This window comes from Nostoc sp. 'Lobaria pulmonaria (5183) cyanobiont', from assembly GCF_002949795.1.
Lineage (GTDB): Bacteria > Cyanobacteriota > Cyanobacteriia > Cyanobacteriales > Nostocaceae > Nostoc.
Genome location: NZ_CP026692.1, coordinates 3,807,885 through 3,830,670, shown reverse-complemented (window position 1 = coordinate 3,830,670; position 22,786 = coordinate 3,807,885). Strand labels below are relative to the sequence as shown.

The following is a 22,786-nucleotide window of genomic DNA, read 5'->3' as shown; positions in this document are numbered from 1 at the left end:
AGGAAAGTGAGAGAGATGAGGATGAAACTTGAGCTTTTAAGGGTGAACTTTGAACCTTTGAGCTTCATCGTTGAACCTTTGAGCTTCGTCGTTGAACCTTTGAGCTTCATCGTTGAACCTTTGAGCTTCGTCGTTGAACCTTTGAGCTTCACCGTTGAACCTTTGAGCTTCGTCGTTGAACCTTTGAGCTTCGTCGTTGAACCTTTGAGCTTCGTCGTTGAACCTTTGAGCTTCATCGTTGAACCTTTGAGCTTCATCGTTGAACCTTTGAGCTTCATCGTTGAACCTCTGAGCTTCGTCGTTGAATCTCAGAACTTTAAACTTCTAGTTTTAACACTCTCCCATCTCCCTAATCTCCCTTTTAGGGATAAATTAAGATTTTATAAGTATCCGGTGTGGGTGCGATCGCAACTTCCACAGCTGCTGATAAATCTTTTAATGGATAGCGATCGCTAATCAAAGCTTGCACATCAATTCGCTGATTAAATACAATATCGGCTGATAGACTCTGAAGCCGATAAGATGAGCTATAACTGCCGATCAAGTCAATTTCCCGACGGTAGAGGATATTCGGGTTAATGGGAATTTCCACCTCATCAGGGAATTCAGCGAAAAACAAGATTTTCCCACCTTTGCGGGTACTATCAAGTGCTTGAAAGAATGCTTTCTCACTCGGAACAGCCAGCAAGGTAACATCAACACCGAGTCCAGCAGTTAAGGCAGAGATTTTGGCTGGTAAATCGGGATCACGAGCATCAAAAGCCGCCTCTGCACCGACACTCAAGGCTTTATCAATTCTAGAGGGTAGTAAATCGGTAGCGATCGCTTTTGCTCCGAAATACTTCACCAACATGATAAACATTAACCCAATTGGCCCAGCACCAGTAACTAACACAGTTTGTCCGGGAGCAATTTGGGCTTTTTTCACTGCTTTTAAGCAGCAGTTGGTTGGTTCGACAAAACTGGCTTCTTCAAAACTAATATTATCAGGGATGGGAATTAACCCGCCGTTTTGGACAATATGTCCGGGTACTTTGACATAATCGGCGAAACCGCCACCACTAGCATTAAAGCCTGCGGTTGTGGAAATGTTTTTGTAAACATCGCACATAGAGAAATTATCATTCATGCAGTAGGCACAACGCATACAAGGGATGTGGTGCATCACTGCTACCCGTTGTCCCACTTCCCAGCCTTTGACATTATTGCCTAGTGCTGCGATCGTACCGGCAGTTTCATGTCCAAAAATGCGCGGCGGTTCATACAGCGGATAACGAATTTTTTTAATATCTGACTGACACAACCCCACAACCTGCACCTGTACCAGCACTTCATCTGGTTCTAGGGTTGGAACTGGGATATCTTCGTAAGAGAGTTGATTAACGCCTCTAAATACCTGTGCTTTCACGTTGGTTTTTCCCCGCTCAACGATACTAGATGTAACATTAGCAGTCAACGTTAAGCTATCAAATTTGAGATTTCTGTGTTTTAGCTTGTTCTAAGCTTTGTAGCCTTCCGAAGAGGGGGACGCTGATAGGCAGGGAAAATTTGGTCTAACTTCACAGAGAAACAGTTATTAGACTTCTTGCATGAATCCTTACCCTCACCCTAAATCCCTCTCCCAAGCTTGGGAGAGGGACTTTGAAATTGACTCTGCTTATTGCTGAAATGGGCGCCGGCAAAAGCACTCTCTCCCAAGCTTGGGAGAGGGACTTTGAAATTGACTCCCCTTCTCCCAATTTTGGGAGAAGGGGTTGGGGGATGAGGGCAAGTTTTGCATTCGTGCAAGAGGTCTATTGACACACTAACAACAATTATTTGCAATAATTTTCCTAATACTGTAAGCTTTTCTCAAATATATGGAATATTTTTATCAATAAGTTTTTACAAGAGGTTTGACACACTGGTAAGTCTGGCTGGAAAAATCAGCTGGAATCAGATATAGCAACTTGTGGTTATTAGTTACAAAATTCTTAATTAGCAACTTGAGAGTTTATTCTATTTACAGGAAAATCAGGATGTCTAAACTGCCGGATGTTCTTTGGTTAAATACAAGCCCTAGTTTGCAATACTTTGCTCAACCACTACTTCGTTACCTGTCTGATCTAGTGACAATCCAAGAGTGGAAATATCGCCAAAGCCAAGATGAAGTAAGTTCACTAGATGCTGCTGTTGTTCTGCTTCATGACTACCTCAAATCTTGCAATCGACCTGTTCACCTGATTGGTCATAGTACAGGAGGATTACTAGGGCTACTCTATAGCCGTCGCTATCCAGAAACAGTCAAGTCTTTGACGCTATTAGCCGTGGGTGTTGATGCGGCGGTTGATTGGCAAGCTCATTACTATATGCACCGTCAGTTTTTAAGTCGCCAAAAGCTTTTGACTGATATGGTTTACAACTTATTTGGTTATCAGGATGAACGCACTCTCAAGAGTTTGACACATCTGCTGGAGCAAGATTTAGATTGTTCGCTCTCTCCTCATTCTCTGTTTGAGAGGGTGAGTATAAAGGCAAACAGAGTTTCAGTACCTTTGATGGTTTGTAGTAGCTTAAATGACATTGTTGTGGAACCAGAGGCACTGCAAGGATGGCGATCGCATTTGAAGGAGGGCGATCGCCTCTGGTCTTGTTTAGAAGGAGGGCATTTCTTTCACTTTTCCCAGTATCAGCTTGTAGGAGAACAGCTACTCGACTTCTGGAAGTTTATCCGGGTATCAGATTCGCTGTATTCCTGTTTGCGACTTTAGACATAAATATAATGAGAATACATCTCAAGAATGATTTGTTAAGCAAAATAAATGTGAGAGGTTAATAGTATCCTAATTTATTTGAGGCAAGTCTAGAAATGGTTGTAGCTTTAGATGATACCAAGCGTAAGGCGATCGCTACAGAGCTAGCAGATTTGAAAGCTATACAAGAGTTGCTAATTTCTAATGAACGAAAAGTACTACCTGCTGTAAGCAACGATCAAGAAATTAGCAAACGCCTAAACGACTTTCTCAAAGATGACCAAGAAAACCTCACAGTGATTGAGGGAGTTATTTCAAAATTTGGTGGTGGTTCAGCCCAGCCTAGAGACACCATAGGGCAGTACGTTGAGCAAGTAGGTCGTATAATAGATGGGGATGAGCTGACACTGTACCAAAAGGTTTCTATTCACGAAAGGATTAAGCACCAAGCCGTAATGACTGGTTTAATTATCCATAAAGCTGCTCAGGTAGTAGGTGATGACGTAAAAGAAGCTATTGGGCCGCTCAATCAAGTGAACTTTGAAAATCGCGCTCATCAAGAACAATTGAAAGGTGTGTTGGAAGTTTTGGGTACAAGAGAACTTACAGGTCAAGACCCAGATCAAGGAGTTTGGGCGCGCACTCAAGATGCTGTTGCAGCTTTGAGGGGTGTGTTTGAGGGTTTGACAAAGTAAATCTAACTCAACACTGCCTTGACTTCTAGTTAAGTAAGTACTAATTGAAAAATAATCCTAATAATTTTTGATTTCAGGAATCCGATCGCGATCGCACTCAGTTTGAGATAAAAACTGGAATGCGATCGCTTTTTTTAGGAGAATATGTCGGAACTCCTGTGAGGTTAAAGGATGGTTAATCAGACATATACAGCTGATGTCTTAGTTGTCGGTGGCGGAACCGGAGGCACTGCGGCTGCTATCCAAGCAGCGCGACGGGGAGCCAAAACCATTCTGGTGAGTGAATTTCCTTGGTTGGGGGGAATGCTAACTTCGGCTGGAGTGTCTGTACCCGATGGCAACGAATTAGAAGCCTTTCAAACGGGGTTATGGGGTGCGTTTTTGCAGGAATTGCGACAACGACAGCCTGGAGGATTAGATAACAGCTGGGTAAGCTTTTTTAGTTACGATCCCCGAATTGGGACAGAGATTTTTGCTGATTGGGTGCAGGAATTGCCCAATCTACACTGTATTTCTGGACAAGTACCAATAGATGTTTACCGCCAAGGTGATTCGATTACTGGTGTCTGCTTTGCAGATTTTGCTGTCACAGCCAAGATTATTCTCGACGGCACAGAGTTAGGAGATTTATTACCTTTAGCTGATATACCTTACCGCTGGGGTTGGGAATTGCAATCGGAGTGGGAAGAACCCAGCGCCCCAGTGACTTTTAACTCTTTAACCCAGAAATATCCCGTGCAAGCGCCCACTTATGTAGTGATTATGCAAGACTTTGGTGAATCAATTGCACCAGAGATTCCGGCTGCAACTAACTATAATCCATCCCAGTTTATAGGTGCTTGGGATGGCTATGGAGCAGAGACATTTTTAAATTATGGACGTTTGCCTGGTGGCCTGTTTATGATGAATTGGCCCATCTGTGGCAATGATTACGGAGAAGGGGTAGGGCGGTTGATAGAGTCAGATGTATCCAGAGGTGAATTCATCCAAGAATCTCGCTGGCACAGCCAAAATTTTGCTCATTTTATTCAAAAACAGCTTGGTCGTCGTTATGGTTTAGCAAAAAAAGTATTTCCTCACACTTCTACAGCTTTTGCACTGCATCCCTATTACCGGGAAAGCCGCCGCTTGGTGGGGCTAACTACTGTCCGAGAACAGGATATTTTACCAATCGCCAAAGGTAGAGTTGCATCTATATTTAATGATGCGATCGCAGTTGGTAACTACGCCAATGACCATCATTATCCTGGCGTTCAATTCCCACTGCAACCTAAATCCATCCGTTGGGGAGGACGTTGGACGGGGACTCCCTTTACAATTCCCTACAGTTGTCTAATTCCAGCCACAACAGATGGTTTTTTGGTCTGTGAAAAGAATATTTCTGTCTCTCACATTGCCAATGGCGCTACCAGATTACAACCTGTGGTTATGGGAATTGGTCAAGCAGCGGGGATGGCAGCGGCGATATGTGTTGAATTAAACTGCCAGCCGAGGGATTTACCTGTGAGGACGCTGCAAACGGCTTTATTAGAAGATAATCGCTCAAAAGCAGCAATTATTCCTTTATTTAATCTTCCACCCAATCGTTCGGATTGGCTGGACTGGCAACTGTATTACTTAAATAACCCACAAGCCTATCCAGTTAGTGGCGATTGCCCTGACTCTGCTTTTGACAAAGCATTAATTGGAGAAAGTAACTGTTTTAAAGGCATCTTTTTCCGCTGGGAACAGCAGGAATACAGATTCACTGTCACAGCACCAGCCGCATATCAAGGGCAAAATTGGCAGCTTGTGACTTTGCGATCGCATATCGACGAGCAATTACGCGCTTATCCCCACGAACAATTAGTTACATTGTGGGGTCGTCACAATCACTCTGGTAATTGGTTATTAGTCGAACATTTAAACAGAGGATAAAAAGAGTTTATTTTCAGTAAAGCAGAATACTTTTTGATTAATTGTCCGGATATTCCTTAAAAAGCTAAGTATCAGTGAAGAGGAGAGTTCCAAAATAGACATCTGCTATGCGTGCTGCCATTTCACTTTTAGTCTCGAGTCTGGTGTTCGGCCCCTTAGCTTTTAATTGCCAAGCAATGGTCAATCACTTATCAACAGCGCTGCCTTCCACGCCTACTTCGGAACAGCGGCTCTCGGCGTCATCTGAAGCTTGTTCAGATGATGCGCCACGTCATCGCGGTAGTGGGCGCAGAGAAGTGACACAAAAAGCCCGAAATATCTATGCTGTGGTTTAACTACTGTAGGGTAATGCCTCTTTTCCCAAAGGAACAGAATTACCAGAAAACAGGATGTTGTGCTAACATCTGTTACATAGTTTTTCTGGCAGAGATATATACAGTTGACACAGGAAAGTCTTCAGTGATCGCTTAGTATTTCAACTGCAAGCTTTGTATATATAGTTGGCCTCAATCCTGCCGATCAAAATTCCCCAATAGATTTTCTTCTCATGCATTCAGTAAGTGGTTATCTACATAAGCAAGTAACCGATTTTAGCTCCGACATCTGTTTAACGTCCTTTGCCGAAGCATAAAATCTCTTTCGTTTCATCTCTTGCTTATCTAGCGTATGGATTAGCATAAGTAGTATAGATTTATTGCACTTGCTAACAAATCTACTAATCTTGACCTACTTTTGCCCCCTGGTTCGTTCTCCTCGCAGATGGCTCCCGACGAGATAATTATTAAGAAGGATCTGCCAGTTCATCTTAGTCATTTTAATTATTCTACACCCAAGGCCAGATGCAAAATTTTGCATTTGGTCTTTTTAAATGAATTTTAGTTAAAGAAAGCAATAGGGGAGCAGAGGAGAAGTTCAGTAAGTTTTTCCCCTCTGCACCTCTGCCTCTTGTGCCTAATGCCCCATGCCCCTTTTACACTGTTGTTTTCTTGCGGTTATTCTCTCTTCCCTGGATGCCATTGAGGAACATTGGCACAAACTTCTCGATAAACATCTGTGGATCGCGCTGCCAAGCCTTTTGTGCAGCCTGAATCCTAGTAAATTGCAACTCAGGCGCTAGCAAAGTCTGGGGTAAGCGTTCCATCAGGTACTGGGGACGTTGCCAAAGTGGCATGGTATTTGCCACTTCCACCAAGTTGGCAACTCGTCGTAGTTCTGCACCCAAGGTGATATCCATTCCCGATTCAAATGCAGCTTGTTCAATTGCAGTATATTTTCGCTTGGCTTGCTCGACTTTTTGCTGATGTTCTGGACTTTTACGCGCGAGTTCTCCTAGCCAACGATTACCCCACCGGACGTGTCCTACTTCCTCTGGGAGAATTTTTTCAATTGTTTCCCGAATTTTGATGTTTTCTTCTGTCTGCGGTGCTTGTTTGAGGGCGTGAATATGGGCAGAGAAATACTCACAGCCCCGTTTTTCGGTAACGTTAATTGCGGCAAGGGAAGAAATCACAAAATCTTCGAGGTCTTGGACTGGATCTTTTTGTTCGCGATCGAGTAGGCGTTCAAATTCATTGATATATGAGGAACCGGGCGGCTTACCAATATCTGCTCCCAGGTCTGTCAACAAGTCAGTTAGCCACATGGCATGACGAGCTTCATCCGAAATGTGATGAGACAAATCCCGCACTAGTTGCCGTGGCTGTCCATTCAGTTGTTCAATTAGCTCTGTGAGGTCTTTGCAGCTGTGTTGTTCGCTGTAACGGTAGCGGTTGAGGGTAATAAGATGGATTTCGCGATCGCATACCACCCGTTTTAATATATCTCTCGCACTCAAAACATTCTGAAATTTACGCGGGTAGGTAACTGTCATAAATTATGTAAATTTTTGTAAATCTTTATTTAATAATAACTTAATTTTTGCGATTGCTGTATTTGTGCCGCTTCACCTAAAAAAATAGTAAAAGTCACAAAAATTAATCACTTGAGTTGAACTTAAGTGTAAATAAAAGTAAAGAATAAATGTTCAGTCTTGGGTAAGGTGTGTTTTTAAGTTAGACCAATCTGAAGCTAGATGATTTTAGTTATCAAAAGTGGATTAGAGGATTTTCCTCCAAAGCCGGAAAATTGTAGGCTAACAAAATATAATTTTTTTGTAAAAAGTAGCTTATGTTACAGAAATATTGTTATATTAGTCTTGTAAGGAAAGAAAAATTATATATTCACGAAATAGAGAGGACTATGATTATGTCTATCGCAGATAAATCTCGTGCGTTAATGGTGCGCGAACATCAGCAAGTCAAGAATCGCCAACAATCAATACTAATGCGGGCGGCACAAGAGCTTGGTCTTCCTGAAGAAGCATCTCATTACTGGAACCCAATTCAAGGGAAGGTAGATGCTAATACTCGGATGATTTATGGGCCTAGTCATGCTTCCATGAGCTGAATTTCAGGAATTCTAAGCTGAATTTTTTGAGTTAATGTCTCAACTGAGAAATCTGGAAAAAAAGCCACCCTAAAGTAGAGGGTGGCAAAACTTATTACTTTTTAGTTAGATACGACTCTTAATTAAGCATCGTAGTAAAGGTAAAATTCGTAGGGATGAGGACGCAGCTGCAACTGTTTAACTTCGTTACCTAGCTTGTAATCAATCCAATTTTCGATAAAGTCTTCCGTGAAAACGCCTGATTCTGTCAAAAAGGCGTGATCTTTTTCCAGTGCTTGCAACGCCAGTTCTAAAGAACCTGGAGTTGAAGGAACCTTTGCCAGTTCTTCTGGAGAGAGTTCATAGATATTCTTATCTAGGGGTTCACCAGGATGGATTTTGTTTTTGATGCCATCGATACCAGCACAAAGCATTGCAGCAAATGCCAAATAAGGGTTAGATGTAGCATCTGGACAACGGAATTCCAAACGTTTGGCTTTAGGGTTAGTGCCAGATAAAGGAATACGGATAGAAGCAGAACGGTTCCCTTGGGAGTAAGCCAAGTTAACAGGAGCTTCATAACCAGGTACTAGGCGCTTGTATGAGTTGGTGCTAGGGTTGGTGATTGCCAACAGGGCTGGTGCGTGTTTGAGAAGACCACCAATGTAGTACAACCCCATATCGCTCAAACCAGCATATTTATCACCTGCAAACAGAGGTTGGCCGTCTCTCCAGATGGATTGGTGACAGTGCATTCCCGAACCGTTATCGCCAAAAATCGGTTTTGGCATGAAGGTGACGGTTTTACCGTATTTCTTGGCAACGTTCTTGATGACATATTTGTAAATCATCAACCAGTCAGCCGCTTCGATCAACTTACCAAACTTGAAACCAAGTTCGCACTGACCACCAGTAGCAACTTCGTGGTGATGCTTTTCAATGGGTACACCTAATTGTGCCATCGTCAACAGCATCTCTGTACGGATATCTTGAAAAGAATCCGTTGGTGAAACTGGGAAGTAACCTTCTTTGAAGCGTGGTTTGTAACCCAAGTTGGGTTTTTCATCTGTACCGGCTTTACCAGAATTCCAAGCACCTTCTGCGGAGTCTAAGAAATAGTAGCCTTCGTTGGCGGTTTGTGCAAACCTAGCACTGTCAAAGATAAAGAATTCAGCTTCAGGGCCAAAGAAGGCTGTGTCACCAAGACCAGTGGAAACCAGGTAATCTATTGCTTTTTGGGCAATAACGCGTGGGCAACGATTGTACCATTCACCCGTGCGGGGTTCTTTAATACTACAAATTATACTTAGCGTTGGGACTTCCATAAATGGGTCGATCCAAGCAGTGTTGGGGTCGAGTACCATCGTCATGTCTGATTCGTTAATTGCTTTCCAACCCCGGATGCTGGAACCGTCAAAAGGTACGCCATCAGTGAATGCAGTCTCATCAATTTGGTCTTGATACAGTGTGAGATGCTGCCAAGTCCCTACTGTATCGATGAATTTGAGATCAATCAGTTGAATTTTATCATCTTGAATTCTCTTCAAGACTTCTTGCGGTGTTGTCATTGTTACTCCTTCTCTACCAATTTCCTAAAGTAATACTAGAATCTTCTAAAGCATCCTAACCCTGCTGATCTCAATCAAGCCGTGACACACCAGAAATATCTTAAATACTAGCCATTAGCAGATTTTGTAGCTTGTGCTACAGATATCTTGATTACAGGTTATATTAACCTTTCAGCGATCATCTATACAAAACGGGAAAATTCATCACATAGGGGTCAACTTTGGCATAGAATCCTTAAATAGTGGATAGATTGTTTTTGTGCCGAATCCTATTTTTAATAGCACAAAAATTTAATGGTGCATAAGTGCAGGCAAATAAATATCAAACCATAAATAGCAATGATTGGGAGAAAAAGGAATGCGCGATGCGGTAACAAGTTTAATTAAGAATTATGACCTAGCTGGTCGGTATTTTGACCGGAATGCGATCGATAGCCTGAAGTCTTATTTTGATAGTGGTACAGCAAGAGTACAAGCGGCGGCGGCAATCAATTCTAATGCGGCTGCACTTGTCAAGCAAGCTGGTTTAAAGTTATTTGAAGAACTGCCAGAATTGATTCGCCCCGGTGGAAATGCTTATACAACTCGTCGTTATGCAGCTTGTCTGCGGGATATGGACTACTATCTGCGCTATGCCACCTATGCGCTGGTTGCTGGTAACACAAATGTATTGGATGAACGAGTCCTGCAAGGGCTACGTGAAACTTACAATTCTCTAGGAGTACCAATTGGCCCTACGGTTCGCGGTATCCAAATTCTCAAGGATTTGATTAAGGAACAAGTAGTAGCAGCAGGTGTGGTTAATACTGCTTTTGTAGATGAACCATTCGATCACATCACACGCGAGTTGAGCGAGATAGATATTTAGATTTTAAGCGGGCAAGGTGTCTGCCCCAACATAAACATAAATAGCGATCGCACCTTGATTTAATGGAGCGATCGCTTTTTTGTGAACTCTAGACGTTGAGAAGGGCTTTATTCAAGCTTTTGCCCTTGGCGGGCAAAATCATAACTCTGTAAAATAACTTTGCTAGATTAAAGCTGTGTTTTTGGAGCTATCTTTCAACTAATGCCACCCAGAGACATCTACCACACCGCAGTCATTAAAGCACTTATCGCAGATGGTTGGACAATAACCAACGATCCCTTATACCTGGCATACGGGGGTAGAGAACTTTACGTAGATATTGGAGCAGAAAGAGTTACCATTGCTGCTGAGAGAGACGATCAAAAAATAGCTGTTGAAATCAAAAGTTTTCTGAGTCCTTCTCCCGTGAATGACCTCCAGGAAGCTGTAGGACAGTATGAAGTTTATCGTAGCGTCCTTAAAGAACTACAACCAAAACGCCAACTTTATTTAGCAGTTCCCAAGCGGGTTTACGAAGGTATATTTTCCGAACGCTTTGGTCAGCTAATTCTTAATAGTATAGGAATAAACCTAATTGTCTTTGACGAGCAACTAGAAAGGATTATTAGATGGATAAGCTAGCTCGGTATCGTGAAATTATTCGTCAGTTGATATTTGACTATGCTAGTCACAAGCCTGCTAACGGTCAAATAGAGACAGAAGCAGTCATTGACTCGGAGCGAGACCATTACGAAGTGTTACACATTGGCTGGGATGGAGTGCGCCGCGTACATGGTTCGGTGGTACATATAGATATTATTAATGATAAAGTGTGGATTCAATATGATGGTACTTCCCAGCCAGTAGCAGAGGCATTATTAGAAGCGGGTATTTTGCACAAAGATATTGTCTTGGGTTTCCATCCTGCTGAACTACGGCAATACACGGATTTTGCTGTATCTTAATTATTTTGATGTCGTGTATTCCAAAAGAATAATACATTTAAGTAGCGATCGCTAGATTAAACGCATTAGCTTATGTTATCTGAACCAGAACCGTCATCAGCCACAATAGAAGTTGCCGATGTTTGAGGCGCTGATGATGGAAGAATTATTAACCCTGAAAGACTTACTTGTTAAGGGCGATGTTCAAGGGGCATTGATTATAGTTGAAGAATTAACAGAAATGAGCCGAAATGACATAATCAAGACGATTCGTAGCTATGCAGTGATTTTGCTGTTGCATCTGATTAAACAACAAGCTGAAAACCGCACGACTCGCTCTTGGGAAGTCTTAATTCGGAATTCAGTTCGGGAAATTCAGCGGGAAAATAAGCGGCGTAATGCTGGAGGCTATTATCTCGCGCCAGAAGAATTGTTAGAAATCTTAGCAGAAGCCTATTTAAATGCCATTGATGAGGCTTCTCTAGAAGTAGAAGAAGGTCGTTATGAAGCCCAAGAATTAGAAAAGCTGATTAACCGAGAAGAAATTATCAATCGTGCTTTGGCTTTAATCTTACCAGGAGAGTCTAGTTAATTGGCGAAACAGCGACTCGACACACTATTAGTAGAGTTAAATTTATGTTCTTCTCGCGCCTTAGCACAACGGTTAATTCAGGCGGGGGAAGTTACTGTTAATCAGCAGTTAGTTGATAAACCTGGAACAGAAGTAGATATTGCAGCTCAAATAAATATTAAAGAGCGATCGCCTTTTGTTTCTAGAGGCGGTGAAAAACTCTCCAAAGCTTTGTCAGTATTTACGATTCCCGTAGCCGAGCGCATTTGTTTAGATGGTGGGATTTCTACTGGTGGTTTTACTGATTGTCTTTTGCAAGCTGGAGCAAAACAAGTTTACGGTATTGATGTCGGTTACGGACAAGTTGACTGGCGGTTGCGAAATGATTCGCGGGTGATTTTGCGGGAACGCACCAATTTACGACAACTACGACCAGATGAATTATATGGTGAAAATGACCCGATTCCTGATTTGGCGGTAGTTGATGTATCGTTTATTTCTTTAACTAAGATTCTGCCTGCTTTGTGGCAACTAACTCAAGCTAACCGAGAAGCTGTGTTGTTAGTTAAGCCACAGTTTGAAGTCGGCAGATCCCGTGTGGGTAAAAAAGGTGTTGTACGAGATCCAAACGACCAAGCTGATGCCATTTTCCAGGTGTTGCAAGCCGCCCACGAATTAGGGTGGAAATACAAAGGCTTAACTTGGTCGCCGATCACTGGCCCGGCTGGGAATATCGAATATCTTTTGTGGTTGGGAATGGAAAGTGAAATACCACCACCTAATTTAGAGGCAGTTAGGCAAATAACGCAATCAGCAACAACTGATTTACGGAAAAGTTAAACGTCGTAGATGAGACATTCTACGGAACCTGGATGGGTATCGCAGTAATTTTCTAGAGAGGTTTTCTTTTGTTTTGCTTGTTGTTGATCAGCTTTCTCAGCTTGCAACTCTTCTACAATGTCCCAGGCTACGGCACAATCGGCAGAATTACTGCCATCTTGCTCACAAGTTGTACGGGCTTCAGTAATGGCACTAGTAATGGCTTCTTCAAGATTTGCCGTCCCAGCATTTTCAAATGAGTTTAGGCTAGTTGTCATGATACTTTCACCTTTAGTTTACAGAGATAGATTTTAACTGTGAGCTTTTAATGACCTCAGAAAGCTCACATTTCTAGTTTAGATAGGCTTCCCACAAGAGGTAGTGGTAAACACCGCCATCTTTTTAGCAAAATTGAGTGGGATTACCCTCTTGTCATCTTTGATTCAAAAAGGTAAAGGAATTCTACTAGTTGCGATCGCTAGTAGAGATGGTCATGTTCTCAATCTTGCATCCCAAATTGGCAATGTCAGTCAATTGTCAGAAGAGGTTGATAGAAGTTGATAAACACTTATAAACGGTAATAAAGACGAAATAATTCTTGTTTATTCTCAACATTTATGTCTGTAGTAACTCAAAACTCTCTAAAGCACTACTCATCTGTACAACTAACTACCCAATTTATCAGGTTGTACTGTCTCTAAGCAGCAAGGCAAAGCTAAAGGCATAGTCTAGGCTCACTAACTTCGACTATTTTATAACTGCCGTGTCAGCGAGCTTGATACGGTAGTTTTTACTTCCTGTTAATTTGAGTCAACAGAAACTTTTCGGAACACAACTCAAAAATCTTAATATTTTATACCTAACTCTTGTCGCAGACGATACATAATTGTGTTTTGGTCAACTTGAGAGAGAATTTCTTGAATGACACTGCTAGCGCCCAATTGTCCCCAAGTGCAGCCTTTTTCGAGATAGACTTGGGCGGCTTTGCCAACGGAATATGCGCCATAACCGGCAATACCAGCTTGAGCGATCGCACTGCCAGCAAAAGCAGTAATATTGCTGGGATTGTCACCACTAGTTATTGCAGCCGTACTTTTACCTAAACCCAAAAGAAAACTACTACCTAATTCTCCCAGTAGCAAGCCACCAGAACTAAATAAAATCGTTTTTAAAATTTTCCCGGCTTCATAGCTAGTCATCGGCAAACCATACAATCTAGCGAGAGCGCGAATTAAAGCTAAATCAGCAACAGTTCCGCCAAGGATATCTAAGAAGGCGATGGGATTGAGCATTACTGCCAAAGCTTTGTATTTGGTAAATTGCCAAATAATTTCTTCGGCTTCTTTTTCGCGTAAATCGATAGTTTTTTGAGCGATGGCGGCTTCTGCATCCCGTGCTTGGATCAGTGCATTTAAAGCCAGAAGCGATCGCCCTTCCCGATTGAGAATATTCAGAATTGTCTCTTTGAGTTCGTCTACTTGCGGTGGTGGTGTTTCCCATTCATAACTGACACGCCCATCAGGCCACTCAACCCGCACTTCCATTGCTGCTGGTTCCGCCGCCACCATCACAATTTCATCCGGGAGTAGAGGCTTTGCTTGGGGATTCCCAGCACCCAGTTGTTGCAAATTTTGGTAAATCACTCCGCGATCGGTATCTGGGTATAAATCTATCTTGTTAAACACTAAAATTAGGGGTTTTTGTGATTTTCGCAATTCCAGCAGTGCTTGATACTCAGTACGCGTGATATCACCAGAGACGACAAACAAAATCAAATCTGCCTGATGTACTACTTCTCGTGCCATATCCGCCCGTGACTCACCCGCAATTTCGTCTAATCCGGGCGTATCAATTAACTCTACTAGTACCTTACCACCGGGCTGCCACCGCACAGAACGCGGCCATTGGGTGACACCATTTAACGGCCCCGTTTGCAGAATTTTGTCTCCCAGTAAGGCATTTAAAACTGCTGACTTTCCTCGACTCACCAAACCAAAGACAGCTATTCTAATGACGTTTGAATCTAGCTTATTGAGTGTGGCATTTAAAGCTTCCAATTCTGGTTTTACCAAACCTACCAATTCTGGGTTAGATGAAAGCTGTCCTGACTTGCGAAGATATCCATACCAAGAAAGCGCTTGTCTGAGACTGGCGCGGGCACGATTTAAGTGAGTTTCTTGCAGATTACGATAAACCGACATAATATCAACACTTCAGCCTTCACTCTCTCTAAAATGCTCATCCAATGCTTAAAACACTTACTTTCAGCATTTGATCGTAAATAATAGGTATCAATTAGTACTCATTAACCATGCTTAACTAATGCTTACTTTCTTAACCCCATTATCAGGGGAAGGAAAAGTTAAACATACCTCTCTATTATCCCTAAGTTGAACTAATACCCTATATATAGAACATAAAAAGTCTTTAACTTTATGAGGTTGGAGATTAGGTGTTTTATAAATTTTAAGTAAAGATGTGACCAATGGATAACTAGCTCCTAAAGAGAGAGGCTAACGCCAACATCTATACTTAGCTCAAAGACAGATTGGCTCGGACTTTGTTCAGTTTTAGTCAGGGTTAAAATTCCCTCATGTAACTCTCTTCTCTACAAGAGGCTGCGCCCTAAGGGTAGCTATGCCGCAGGCTTTACGTGACGCTACGGCTAACTTGCTTCTCTGTAAGTACAATTTTGAAATTTTAATTTTGAATTGTTGATCTGGGTATCCTAAGAAAGACAAGGTTAGATGATATAGACAAAGGAACAAAGTTTATAACTTATGTATGAATAGAGAAAACAACAAAATTTCTATTAAAAAAACTGATTGAACAATTAGCCAACTCATTCCATAAAAAGAAGAGTGCTTGCGGTCAATTATGAAGGTAAAAGCTGGTTTACACCCTTATACCAATTTTGCGATGCCTGCGGCGGGCTAGGCCTACGCAGATGGTTGAGAACTTTGATTGAGCAAATTTTACCATAAGTGCAGCCTGAAATTCTGGACTTATAGGAGCAGTCTTTTTTAGACTAAGACATAAATATTAATTATATGAGAAATTGAGGAACAGCCATGCGAGGAAATGAGCGGGAAAAAATACGCCATCTGTTGGTCATCCAAGACCTGGAAGGGCGGCGAACTGTCCCCTTACGAGAGACTACTTATTCTCTGGGGCGGCATCCTGCAAACACTATTGTCTTGGCTTCCCGGTCAGTATCAATGCAACATGCAATTTTATTGCGAGTAACTGTTCCAGAAACTGACCAATACGGCTTCCAGATTATTGATGGCAATTATAAGGGTAAAGGCAGTACTAATGGCTTATTTGTAAATGGTAATAAATGCTTTTCTCATAATCTTAGGCATGGAGATATCATTGCTTTTGGCAGTAATAAAGCTCAGGCTAAATATTATGCTATTTCCAATATTTCAGAACAAGCATTTTCTGAATCTTTTGATGTTGAAGACTTATCTGGTTTCTTATCAGAGCAAGCCAGTCCTGCCAATCCTTTTCAAACCTTAGCCATCGATCCCAGCTTTGAAGCAGCTAGTGAGTCCGCCCTAGCTCGCCTAGCATCCTTTCCTGAACTCATTCCCAATCCAATTATTGAAATGGATCTCGAAGGAAGAATTACTTATCTCAATCCAGCCGCAGGTATCAAGTTTCCCAATATTAGGGAAGTTGGGACAGAACACCCGATCTTAACGGGACTCTTGATTGGAATTAACAATCTAGAAAAAAATTCTTTTGTGCGGGAGGTGGAAGTAGGCACAGAAGTTTTTGAACAATCCGTTCTCTATCTTCCTGAAAGTGATTTAATTAGAACTTTTATTATTAGGGATATTACAGAGCAAAAGCAAGCTACAGCCGAACTGCGCCAGCGCGATCGCTTGTTACAAGCAGTTGCAGAAGCTGCCAATTATTTGCTAGGAGAAATGAATTACGAAACTGGTATCGATCGAGCTCTCGCTGTACTGGGCGAAGCTGCCAAGGCAGATCGTGCCTATCTCTTTCAGAACCATCCCCATCCTGTTACAGAGGAAATAGCAGTCAGCCTCAAGTTTGAATGGACACAATCTTGTATTGAATCTACCCGCAACCATTGGCAGAATCAGCCTTATCAAGCTCCTGGATTAGCCCGTTGGTACACAGTTCTCTCTAGCGGCCAGTCGATTAGCGGAATTACCCAAAAATTTCCTGCCGCCGAACAAGAATTCCTAATTCGAGATGGCATTCAATCTCTTCTCTTAGTGCCTCTTCGCTTGGATAATGATTTCTGGGGATATCTTGGCTTGGCAGACTGCACCTTTGAGCGTCATTGGTCAAAGCACGAAGAATCTACTCTTTTAACGATGGCGGCTAGTATCATTGGTGCGCGGCAGCGTCAACAAGTAGAAGAAAAGATTCGCTATCAAGCCCTCCATGACTTGCTGACAGGGTTGCCCAATCGCCTACTATTTAATGAGCTGCTCAGTAAAACTCTGCCCAACGCCACTCGAAATGGCGAAAGTTTAGCTGTGATCTTCCTCGATTTGGATCGCTTTAAGGTGATTAATGATACTTTGGGGCACACTCTGGGAGACCAATTGTTACAAAGTGTCTCTCAAAGATTAAAAGACTCACTCAGAGGCGGAGACACTGTAGCCCGTTGGGGAGGCGATGAATTTACTATTTTACTCCCACGAGTCAATGATATTGAAGAGGTAACTTTGGTGGCGCAAAGAATCTTACAAGCCTTAGAGGATGCTTTTCATCTCCAAGAACATGAACTTTATGTGACTGCCAGCCTCGGTATTGCCTTACTTGATAACAATAGTCCTGACGCCGAAACACTAATCCAGCACGCAGATGCCGCTTTATACTACGCTAAAGACAAAGGGCGGAATAACTACCAATTCTATAGTGTTTCCCTGAGTGCTAAAAATCCTGAACTCCTGACTTTAGAAAAGAGCTTGCGCTATGCCCTAGAACGCAATGAATTTACGCTGTACTATCAGCCTCGTGTGAACATTGCCACCGGAAAAATTACTAGTATGGAGGCTCTGTTGCGTTGGCAGCACCCAGAGATGGGATTGGTCGCCCCCAGTGTGTTTATTCCCCTGGTCGAAGAAAGTGGATTAATTGTCCCCATCGGCGAATGGACTCTACAGACGGCCTGTAGCCAAAATAAAGCATGGCAAGATGCTGGATTCCCACCGATTATGATCGCTGTTAATCTTTCTCTAAAGCAGTTCCGCCAACCCAAATTGGTAGAGACTATAGCCAAGGTTTTAGAACAAACAGGTCTGGAACCGCGCTTTTTAGAACTAGAAATTATGGAAACCACAGCGATTGAGGACTTGAATTTTACCACAAAGGTGTTAGAGGAGCTACAGCAGATGGGTGTTTACATCTCCATTGATGACTTTGGTACGGGTCATTCCTCGCTCTCACGCCTACAGCTTTTGCCACTCCACAATCTGAAAATAGATAAATCTTTCATTCAATATTTGACGCAGGATGCCAAAGTAGCTCATATTATCCAGGCGATAGTAACCTTGGGACACAGCTTGGGATTAAAGTTAACAGCCGAAGGGGTAGAGAAGGAAGAGGAATTGGAATTCTTGAAATCTATTAACTGCGAGGAGGTACAAGGCTTTTTATTCTACCGCCCACTTTCTGAACAGAAAGCAACAGAAGTTCTCGAAAGTAAACGAGCAACGATCTAGTACCGCAAGGCGGAAGTCAAAAGTCAAAAGTCAAAAGTCAAAAGAATTGTATTTCGGGCTTTTACACCATTTGAAATGGTAAGGCAGTCCGGTCTTGGGGTTCCCCCCATGAGGAACTGCCGAACCCGAAGGGGTATGTTTATTTCCGCCGTGCTGTACTAGTACAAGGGAAAACTGTTTGTACCAGTGAGGATACAATAAAATTCATTGTCCTGCTGCCGACCTTTTTCGTCCTATGCTACCAGTCATTTATTCCGACGAATTTTTAGATCACAAGACTGGAAAATACCATCCCGAAAAACCAGAACGTTTAAGTGCGATCGCAAATGCCTTAAAAGCAGCTACATTCGCAGATAAAATTAGCTGGAGATCGCCCACACCAGCATCAGAACAGCCATCACTGATGTCTTCGTTGGTTAGAACACATAGCCCAGCCTACATCAAAAAACTGTGGCAAATCGCCTTTAGTGGCGGCGGCCCTTTGGATGGAGATACGCCAGTTTCCCCGCGCAGTTATGATGTGGCATTATTGGCAGTCAGTGCATGGTTAGATGGAGTTGAGGTTGTATTAGGGTCGGATAATCCAGCTTTTGTACTAGCGCGTCCTCCAGGACACCATGCTGAAAGTGATGCAGGGATGGGCTTTTGTCTATTTTCTAATGCCGCGATCGCCGCTTTATTTGCTCTAGAACAACCTGGAATTAACCGCGTCGCCATCCTCGATTGGGATGTGCATCATGGTAATGGTACTCAGGCGATCGTTGAAACAGAAGCACGCATCGCCTATTGTTCCCTACATCAGTATCCATGCTATCCCGGTACGGGAAGATCGACAGAACGCGGCTTTCACAATAATGTATTAAATTTACCAGTACGCCCTGGTAGTGATATTGCCATATATCAGCCACTATTTGAAAAACAGGTAGTACCATTTTTAGTTAACTTTCAAGCGGATTTACTGATTGTGAGTGCTGGTTATGATGGCAATGCCGCAGATCCTTTGGCAAGTATTAATTTGCAGCCAGAAGACTACGCTTTATTTACTGATTATTGTCTAGGGGTAACTCGTAAAATTCTGTTTGGCTTAGAAGGTGGTTACGATTTTGATTCTCTTTCTCAATCAGTTGTAGCGACAATTGAACGCTGTTTATTTTAAGCATTTCTTTTTTGGCCTTGCAGAGAAAGCGTGATGATTTGGGGACTTCTAAAATTCCCCCTCAGATTCAAGAGCTTGTTCCAATTTATTCCACTGTTCTGCAACGCCCTTTTTTTAAGTGAAACCTCGGAATTCCTAATTGAATAACTTTCGTATATCCACTGAGATCGTAGTAATCCTATTTGATTTGTAGCTCAGATTTCCAATTTATTTGAGAAACTGGGAATCTTCTTCTATATTTACAATATTTACAATATAGTTGGCAAAAATAGGCAATTTGTAGATATTTATTCTCAGAATTATTTGTGAGTTAGCTGACATATTTAACAACTATCTTTACGTAAATTTAGGGTGACACAACTTGCGAACTAAACTAAAAGTAAGTAGTTTTTTTGACAAAGGCTTTCTAAAATTCATCAAATCTTCAGAAATAAAAAGTTTGAATGGTGTTCTGAAAGAGCTAAAGTTTTGTTAAGATGCAATTGCTAGCAATTTCTCAACGAAATTCACCTATCAGGGTGTGGAGAAATAAAAAGCACTAGCAGCACAAAGTTCAAAAGGTGAAGCAATGACCACCTATATTTTTTTCGATGAAGCTTTACGAATGCTGACCAACGCCTATTTGATATCAGTAGTACTGTTAATGGCAGCTTCTGGTATAGGTTTGGCGGTAATTGAGACAATAGAAAAAACAGGAGAACGCTAAGTTTATAGATGGCAATGTAGTTCCTGCCAAAAACCATTGGATACAAGTGTTCACCGTGAATAAATCCTGGGAACACTAAAGGATGAAAGTCTCAAGCATCACAGTCTTTCCTGTAAATCTACCAAACATACAGGTAACTATAACGCTATTGGGACTCTAACCAAGGAGCTACTACAATGGGTCTATTCGACGCTGTGTTGGGCACAGAAAGCCAAGCCCAAGCAGCACTCAGTCCAGCGGAAGCTTTTGCTGTCATTATATTGACGGCAACGGCTTCAGACGGTTATCTTTCTGTTGAGCAAGCAAATTCTATCATTTCTGTGCTATCTCGGATGAAACTTTTTAAAAGTTATCCCAATGAAATGATGAACAGGCTGTTTGAAAAAATTTTGGGCATTCTCCAAGGTGATGACTTTAATGCTTTGTTTAATGCAGCAAAAGATTCTTTATCTCAAGACTTGCGGGAAACAGCCTTTGCAGTAGCCACCAATTTTGTCCTAGCTGAAGGTATTATACCTGAAGAAGAAAAAAACTTCTTAAATGATTTATATCAAGCTTTAGGGGTTTCTAGAGAGATAGCAATACAAATTGTGCAAGTAATCTTGATTAAAAATCGTGCATAGGGCGATCGAACATAACTTGTTATGCCCATTGTCCTTTACTTGATTAAACTGTATAAGTAGCTTATAAATAAGGCGTGGCACGGAAGTTAAGCTTCTTTGCCACTATTTTTTGCTTTTATGATTTTGAACTTTAAATTATAAATTGCTTATGCTTTGTTCTGTCACCCTAACCCAACTGGCTGAAGTTATTTTGGCCCACTGTGTAAACTTATCTGAAACTGCTTTAACACAAGTAACTAGCGGTATCCAAACAGATAGCCGTACCTTGAAGCCAGGTGAAATATTTGTCGCTTTCCGAGGCGATAAGTTTGATGGACATGAATTCGTGCCAACTGCGATCGCAAAGGGTGCAATAGCTGCAATCGTAGATTTTGAATACGAAAATCCAGGATTCCCTGTATTACAGGTAAAAGATACTCTTAAGGCATATCAAAAACTTGGAAGATGGTGGCGCGATCGCTTTAATATTCCTGTAATTGGTGTAACAGGTTCCGTGGGTAAAACTACAACCAAAGAATTGATCGCCGCAGTTTTAGGTACAAAGGGACGAGTTCACAAAACTTATGGAAATTACAACAACGAAATCGGTGTTCCGAAAACTCTCCTAGAACTTGGCGCCGAAAATGACTACGCCGTGATTGAAATGGCGATGCGGGGTAGGGGACAAATTGCTGAACTGACGCAAATAGCGCGGCCAACAATTGGAGTGATTACCAATGTGGGGACAGCGCATATTGAGTTACTAGGTTCGGAAGAAGCGATTGCTGAGGCAAAATGTGAGTTGTTAGTCGAAATGTCTGCTAATAGTGTGGCAATTCTCAACCACGACAATCCCCTATTAATGGCTACAGCAGCAAAAGTTTGGCACGGAGAAGTTTTAACTTACGGCTTTTCTGGTGGGGATATTCAAGGGCAGTTAATTGATAACGAGACTGTAAAAGTAGCAGGAATCCAACTACCTCTACCTCTACCTGGTCGTCATAATGCGACTAATTTCTTGGCAGCTTTAGCGGTGGCAAAGGTTTTAGGGATCGATTGGGCATCCTTAAAAGCAGGTGTAATGGTGGATATGCCCGCAGGGCGATCGCAGCGATTTACCTTACCCAGTGATGTGGTAATCTTAGATGAAACTTATAATGCTGCACCAGAAGCTATGATTGCAGCGTTGCAATTATTGGCAGATACACCCGGAAAGCGGAAAATTGCTGTATTGGGTGCAATGAAAGAATTGGGAGAGCGATCGCAACAGTTGCACCAGCGAGTGGGAGAAACGGTGCAAAAGTTGAATTTAGACGGCTTGTTGGTTTTGGTAGATGGACAAGATGCCGAAGCGATCATTCTTAGTGCCGAGGGTATCCCATCGGAGTGTTTTGCAACTCATGCCGAATTGGTGGCTAGGTTGAAGACATTTGTGCAAACAGGCGATCGTTTATTGTTCAAAGCCGCCCATTCTGTAGGACTGGATCGGGTAGTCAATCAGTTATGTGCAGAATTTCCCAAGTGAATCTACCACTAGAAACCCAACGTCTCATACTGCGAGACTTTGTAAAATCAGATTGGCCAGCAGTTCATAAATACGCTAGCGATCCTAAAGTTGTGCGTTATTTAACCTTTGGTGCGAATAGCGAAGAAGATACCAAAAACTTTTTGCAAACAGAGATTTCATTGCAAGGGGAAGAACATCATCAACATTTTGCCTTAGCAGTAACTTTAAAACCCCGAAAGCAATTGATTGGTATCTGTCGCATATCCATTCAGGATACTGATAATAAAATAGGCTCTATTGGATACTGTTTAACTCAGGAATTTTGGGGACAAGGATATGCACCTGAAGCTGTAAAAGCAGTTGTATCCTTTGGTTTTCAGCAGTTAGACTTACATCGCATCTTTGCGAATTGTCATCCAGAAAACATTGCCTCAGCACGAGTTATGCAAAAAATTGGAATGCAACAAGAAGGATATTTGCGAGAACACCATTGGATTAAGGGAGAATGGCGAGACTCTTGGCTCTATGCCATTCTTGAGCATGAATGGAGAGGCGTCAAATGATCGTTTTCGGAAAATATCACTTATAGA

At 42.1% G+C, this 22,786-nt stretch carries 23 protein-coding genes; 18 read left to right on the top strand and 5 right to left on the bottom strand.

Going from position 1 to position 22,786, the window contains the following annotated elements; genetic code table 11:
- Positions 1-21 precede the first annotated feature (21 nt).
- Positions 22-456, top strand: coding sequence for a hypothetical protein (locus tag NLP_RS33280; protein ID WP_158680431.1), 435 nt, complete (start codon positions 22-24; stop codon positions 454-456).
- Here the strand turns inward: NLP_RS33280 and NLP_RS16795 are convergent.
- Positions 362-1,408, bottom strand: coding sequence for a zinc-dependent dehydrogenase (locus tag NLP_RS16795; protein ID WP_104907392.1), 1,047 nt, complete (start codon positions 1,406-1,408; stop codon positions 362-364). The two genes, NLP_RS33280 and NLP_RS16795, sit on opposite strands and share 95 nt — an antisense overlap.
- Before the next feature lie 610 nt (positions 1,409-2,018).
- Here NLP_RS16795 and NLP_RS16785 point away from each other — a divergent pair.
- The 4 genes from NLP_RS16785 to patX all read left to right on the top strand — a co-directional run bounded on the left by NLP_RS16785 (position 2,019) and on the right by patX (position 5,679).
- On the top strand, positions 2,019-2,750 hold the full coding sequence (locus NLP_RS16785) for an alpha/beta fold hydrolase (RefSeq protein ID WP_104907390.1): 732 nt from the start codon (positions 2,019-2,021) through the stop codon (positions 2,748-2,750).
- A gap of 98 nt (positions 2,751-2,848) precedes the next feature.
- Positions 2,849-3,427, top strand: a complete 579-nt coding sequence (locus NLP_RS16780) for a hemerythrin HHE cation-binding protein (RefSeq protein ID WP_104907389.1) — start codon at positions 2,849-2,851, stop codon at positions 3,425-3,427.
- Positions 3,428-3,598: 171 nt separating this feature from the next.
- Positions 3,599-5,344, top strand: coding sequence for an FAD-dependent oxidoreductase (locus NLP_RS16775; protein ID WP_104907388.1), 1,746 nt, complete (start codon positions 3,599-3,601; stop codon positions 5,342-5,344).
- Positions 5,345-5,451: 107 nt separating this feature from the next.
- Positions 5,452-5,679 (top strand): heterocyst-inhibiting protein PatX, encoded by a 228-nt coding sequence (patX, locus tag NLP_RS16770; RefSeq protein ID WP_104907387.1) that lies wholly within the window; start codon positions 5,452-5,454, stop codon positions 5,677-5,679.
- A 635-nt stretch (positions 5,680-6,314) separates the two neighbouring features.
- Here the strand turns inward: patX and NLP_RS16765 are convergent.
- Positions 6,315-7,214, bottom strand: a complete 900-nt coding sequence (locus NLP_RS16765; protein WP_104907386.1) for a ferritin-like domain-containing protein — start codon at positions 7,212-7,214, stop codon at positions 6,315-6,317.
- A gap of 374 nt (positions 7,215-7,588) precedes the next feature.
- Here NLP_RS16765 and NLP_RS16760 point away from each other — a divergent pair, with 374 nt between their 5' ends.
- Positions 7,589-7,789 (top strand): hypothetical protein, encoded by a 201-nt coding sequence (locus NLP_RS16760; RefSeq protein ID WP_094327996.1) that lies wholly within the window; start codon positions 7,589-7,591, stop codon positions 7,787-7,789.
- A 122-nt stretch (positions 7,790-7,911) separates the two neighbouring features.
- On the opposite strand, the gene glnA is transcribed toward NLP_RS16760, so the two are convergent.
- A complete protein-coding gene (gene glnA, locus NLP_RS16755; RefSeq protein WP_104907385.1) occupies positions 7,912-9,336 on the bottom strand; it encodes a type I glutamate--ammonia ligase in 1,425 nt (474 codons plus the stop codon).
- Positions 9,337-9,694: 358 nt separating this feature from the next.
- On the opposite strand from glnA, the gene apcB reads away from it, so the two are divergent.
- From apcB to NLP_RS16730, 5 genes are all read left to right on the top strand, one after another.
- A complete protein-coding gene (gene apcB, locus NLP_RS16750) occupies positions 9,695-10,204 on the top strand; it encodes an allophycocyanin subunit beta (RefSeq protein WP_104907384.1) in 510 nt (169 codons plus the stop codon).
- 201 nt (positions 10,205-10,405) lie between these two features.
- A complete protein-coding gene (locus NLP_RS16745) occupies positions 10,406-10,825 on the top strand; it encodes an element excision factor XisH family protein (RefSeq protein ID WP_104907383.1) in 420 nt (139 codons plus the stop codon).
- Complete coding sequence (locus NLP_RS16740; protein ID WP_104907382.1) at positions 10,813-11,148, top strand: XisI protein; 336 nt, start codon at positions 10,813-10,815, stop codon at positions 11,146-11,148. The genes NLP_RS16745 and NLP_RS16740 overlap by 13 nt, the downstream gene beginning before the upstream one ends.
- A gap of 136 nt (positions 11,149-11,284) precedes the next feature.
- The gene (locus NLP_RS16735) at positions 11,285-11,719 is read left to right on the top strand and encodes a DUF29 family protein (RefSeq protein WP_104909900.1); all 435 of its coding nucleotides are present in this window, start codon (positions 11,285-11,287) and stop codon (positions 11,717-11,719) included.
- Positions 11,720-12,538, top strand: a complete 819-nt coding sequence (locus tag NLP_RS16730; RefSeq protein WP_104907381.1) for a TlyA family RNA methyltransferase — start codon at positions 11,720-11,722, stop codon at positions 12,536-12,538.
- On the opposite strand, the gene NLP_RS16725 is transcribed toward NLP_RS16730, so the two are convergent.
- Positions 12,535-12,795, bottom strand: coding sequence for a Calvin cycle protein CP12 (locus tag NLP_RS16725; RefSeq protein ID WP_104907380.1), 261 nt, complete (start codon positions 12,793-12,795; stop codon positions 12,535-12,537). The genes NLP_RS16730 and NLP_RS16725 overlap by 4 nt on opposite strands.
- A 103-nt stretch (positions 12,796-12,898) precedes the next feature.
- On the opposite strand from NLP_RS16725, the gene NLP_RS16720 reads away from it, so the two are divergent.
- On the top strand, positions 12,899-13,078 hold the full coding sequence (locus NLP_RS16720; protein WP_104907379.1) for a hypothetical protein: 180 nt from the start codon (positions 12,899-12,901) through the stop codon (positions 13,076-13,078).
- Between the two features lie 284 nt (positions 13,079-13,362).
- On the opposite strand, the gene NLP_RS16715 is transcribed toward NLP_RS16720, so the two are convergent.
- Complete coding sequence (locus NLP_RS16715; RefSeq protein ID WP_104907378.1) at positions 13,363-14,718, bottom strand: GTP-binding protein; 1,356 nt, start codon at positions 14,716-14,718, stop codon at positions 13,363-13,365.
- An 870-nt stretch (positions 14,719-15,588) separates the two neighbouring features.
- On the opposite strand from NLP_RS16715, the gene NLP_RS16710 reads away from it, so the two are divergent.
- The 6 genes from NLP_RS16710 to NLP_RS16685 all read left to right on the top strand — a co-directional run bounded on the left by NLP_RS16710 (position 15,589) and on the right by NLP_RS16685 (position 22,759).
- A complete protein-coding gene (locus NLP_RS16710; protein ID WP_104907377.1) occupies positions 15,589-18,225 on the top strand; it encodes an EAL domain-containing protein in 2,637 nt (878 codons plus the stop codon).
- Between the two features lie 235 nt (positions 18,226-18,460).
- Positions 18,461-19,381, top strand: a complete 921-nt coding sequence (locus tag NLP_RS16700; RefSeq protein ID WP_104907376.1) for a histone deacetylase family protein — start codon at positions 18,461-18,463, stop codon at positions 19,379-19,381.
- A 568-nt stretch (positions 19,382-19,949) separates the two neighbouring features.
- The gene (locus NLP_RS34220) at positions 19,950-20,087 is read left to right on the top strand and encodes a hypothetical protein (RefSeq protein WP_190240853.1); all 138 of its coding nucleotides are present in this window, start codon (positions 19,950-19,952) and stop codon (positions 20,085-20,087) included.
- Positions 20,088-20,263: 176 nt separating this feature from the next.
- Positions 20,264-20,710 carry a tellurite resistance TerB family protein gene (locus NLP_RS16695; protein ID WP_104907375.1) on the top strand — a complete coding sequence of 149 codons (447 nt, stop codon included), beginning with the start codon at positions 20,264-20,266 and terminating at the stop codon, positions 20,708-20,710.
- A gap of 148 nt (positions 20,711-20,858) precedes the next feature.
- Positions 20,859-22,214 (top strand): UDP-N-acetylmuramoyl-tripeptide--D-alanyl-D-alanine ligase, encoded by a 1,356-nt coding sequence (locus tag NLP_RS16690; RefSeq protein WP_104907374.1) that lies wholly within the window; start codon positions 20,859-20,861, stop codon positions 22,212-22,214.
- Entirely contained in the window at positions 22,193-22,759 is a 567-nt protein-coding gene (locus tag NLP_RS16685; RefSeq protein WP_442946625.1) for a GNAT family N-acetyltransferase, read from the top strand. The genes NLP_RS16690 and NLP_RS16685 overlap by 22 nt, the downstream gene beginning before the upstream one ends.
- Positions 22,760-22,786 lie beyond the last annotated feature (27 nt).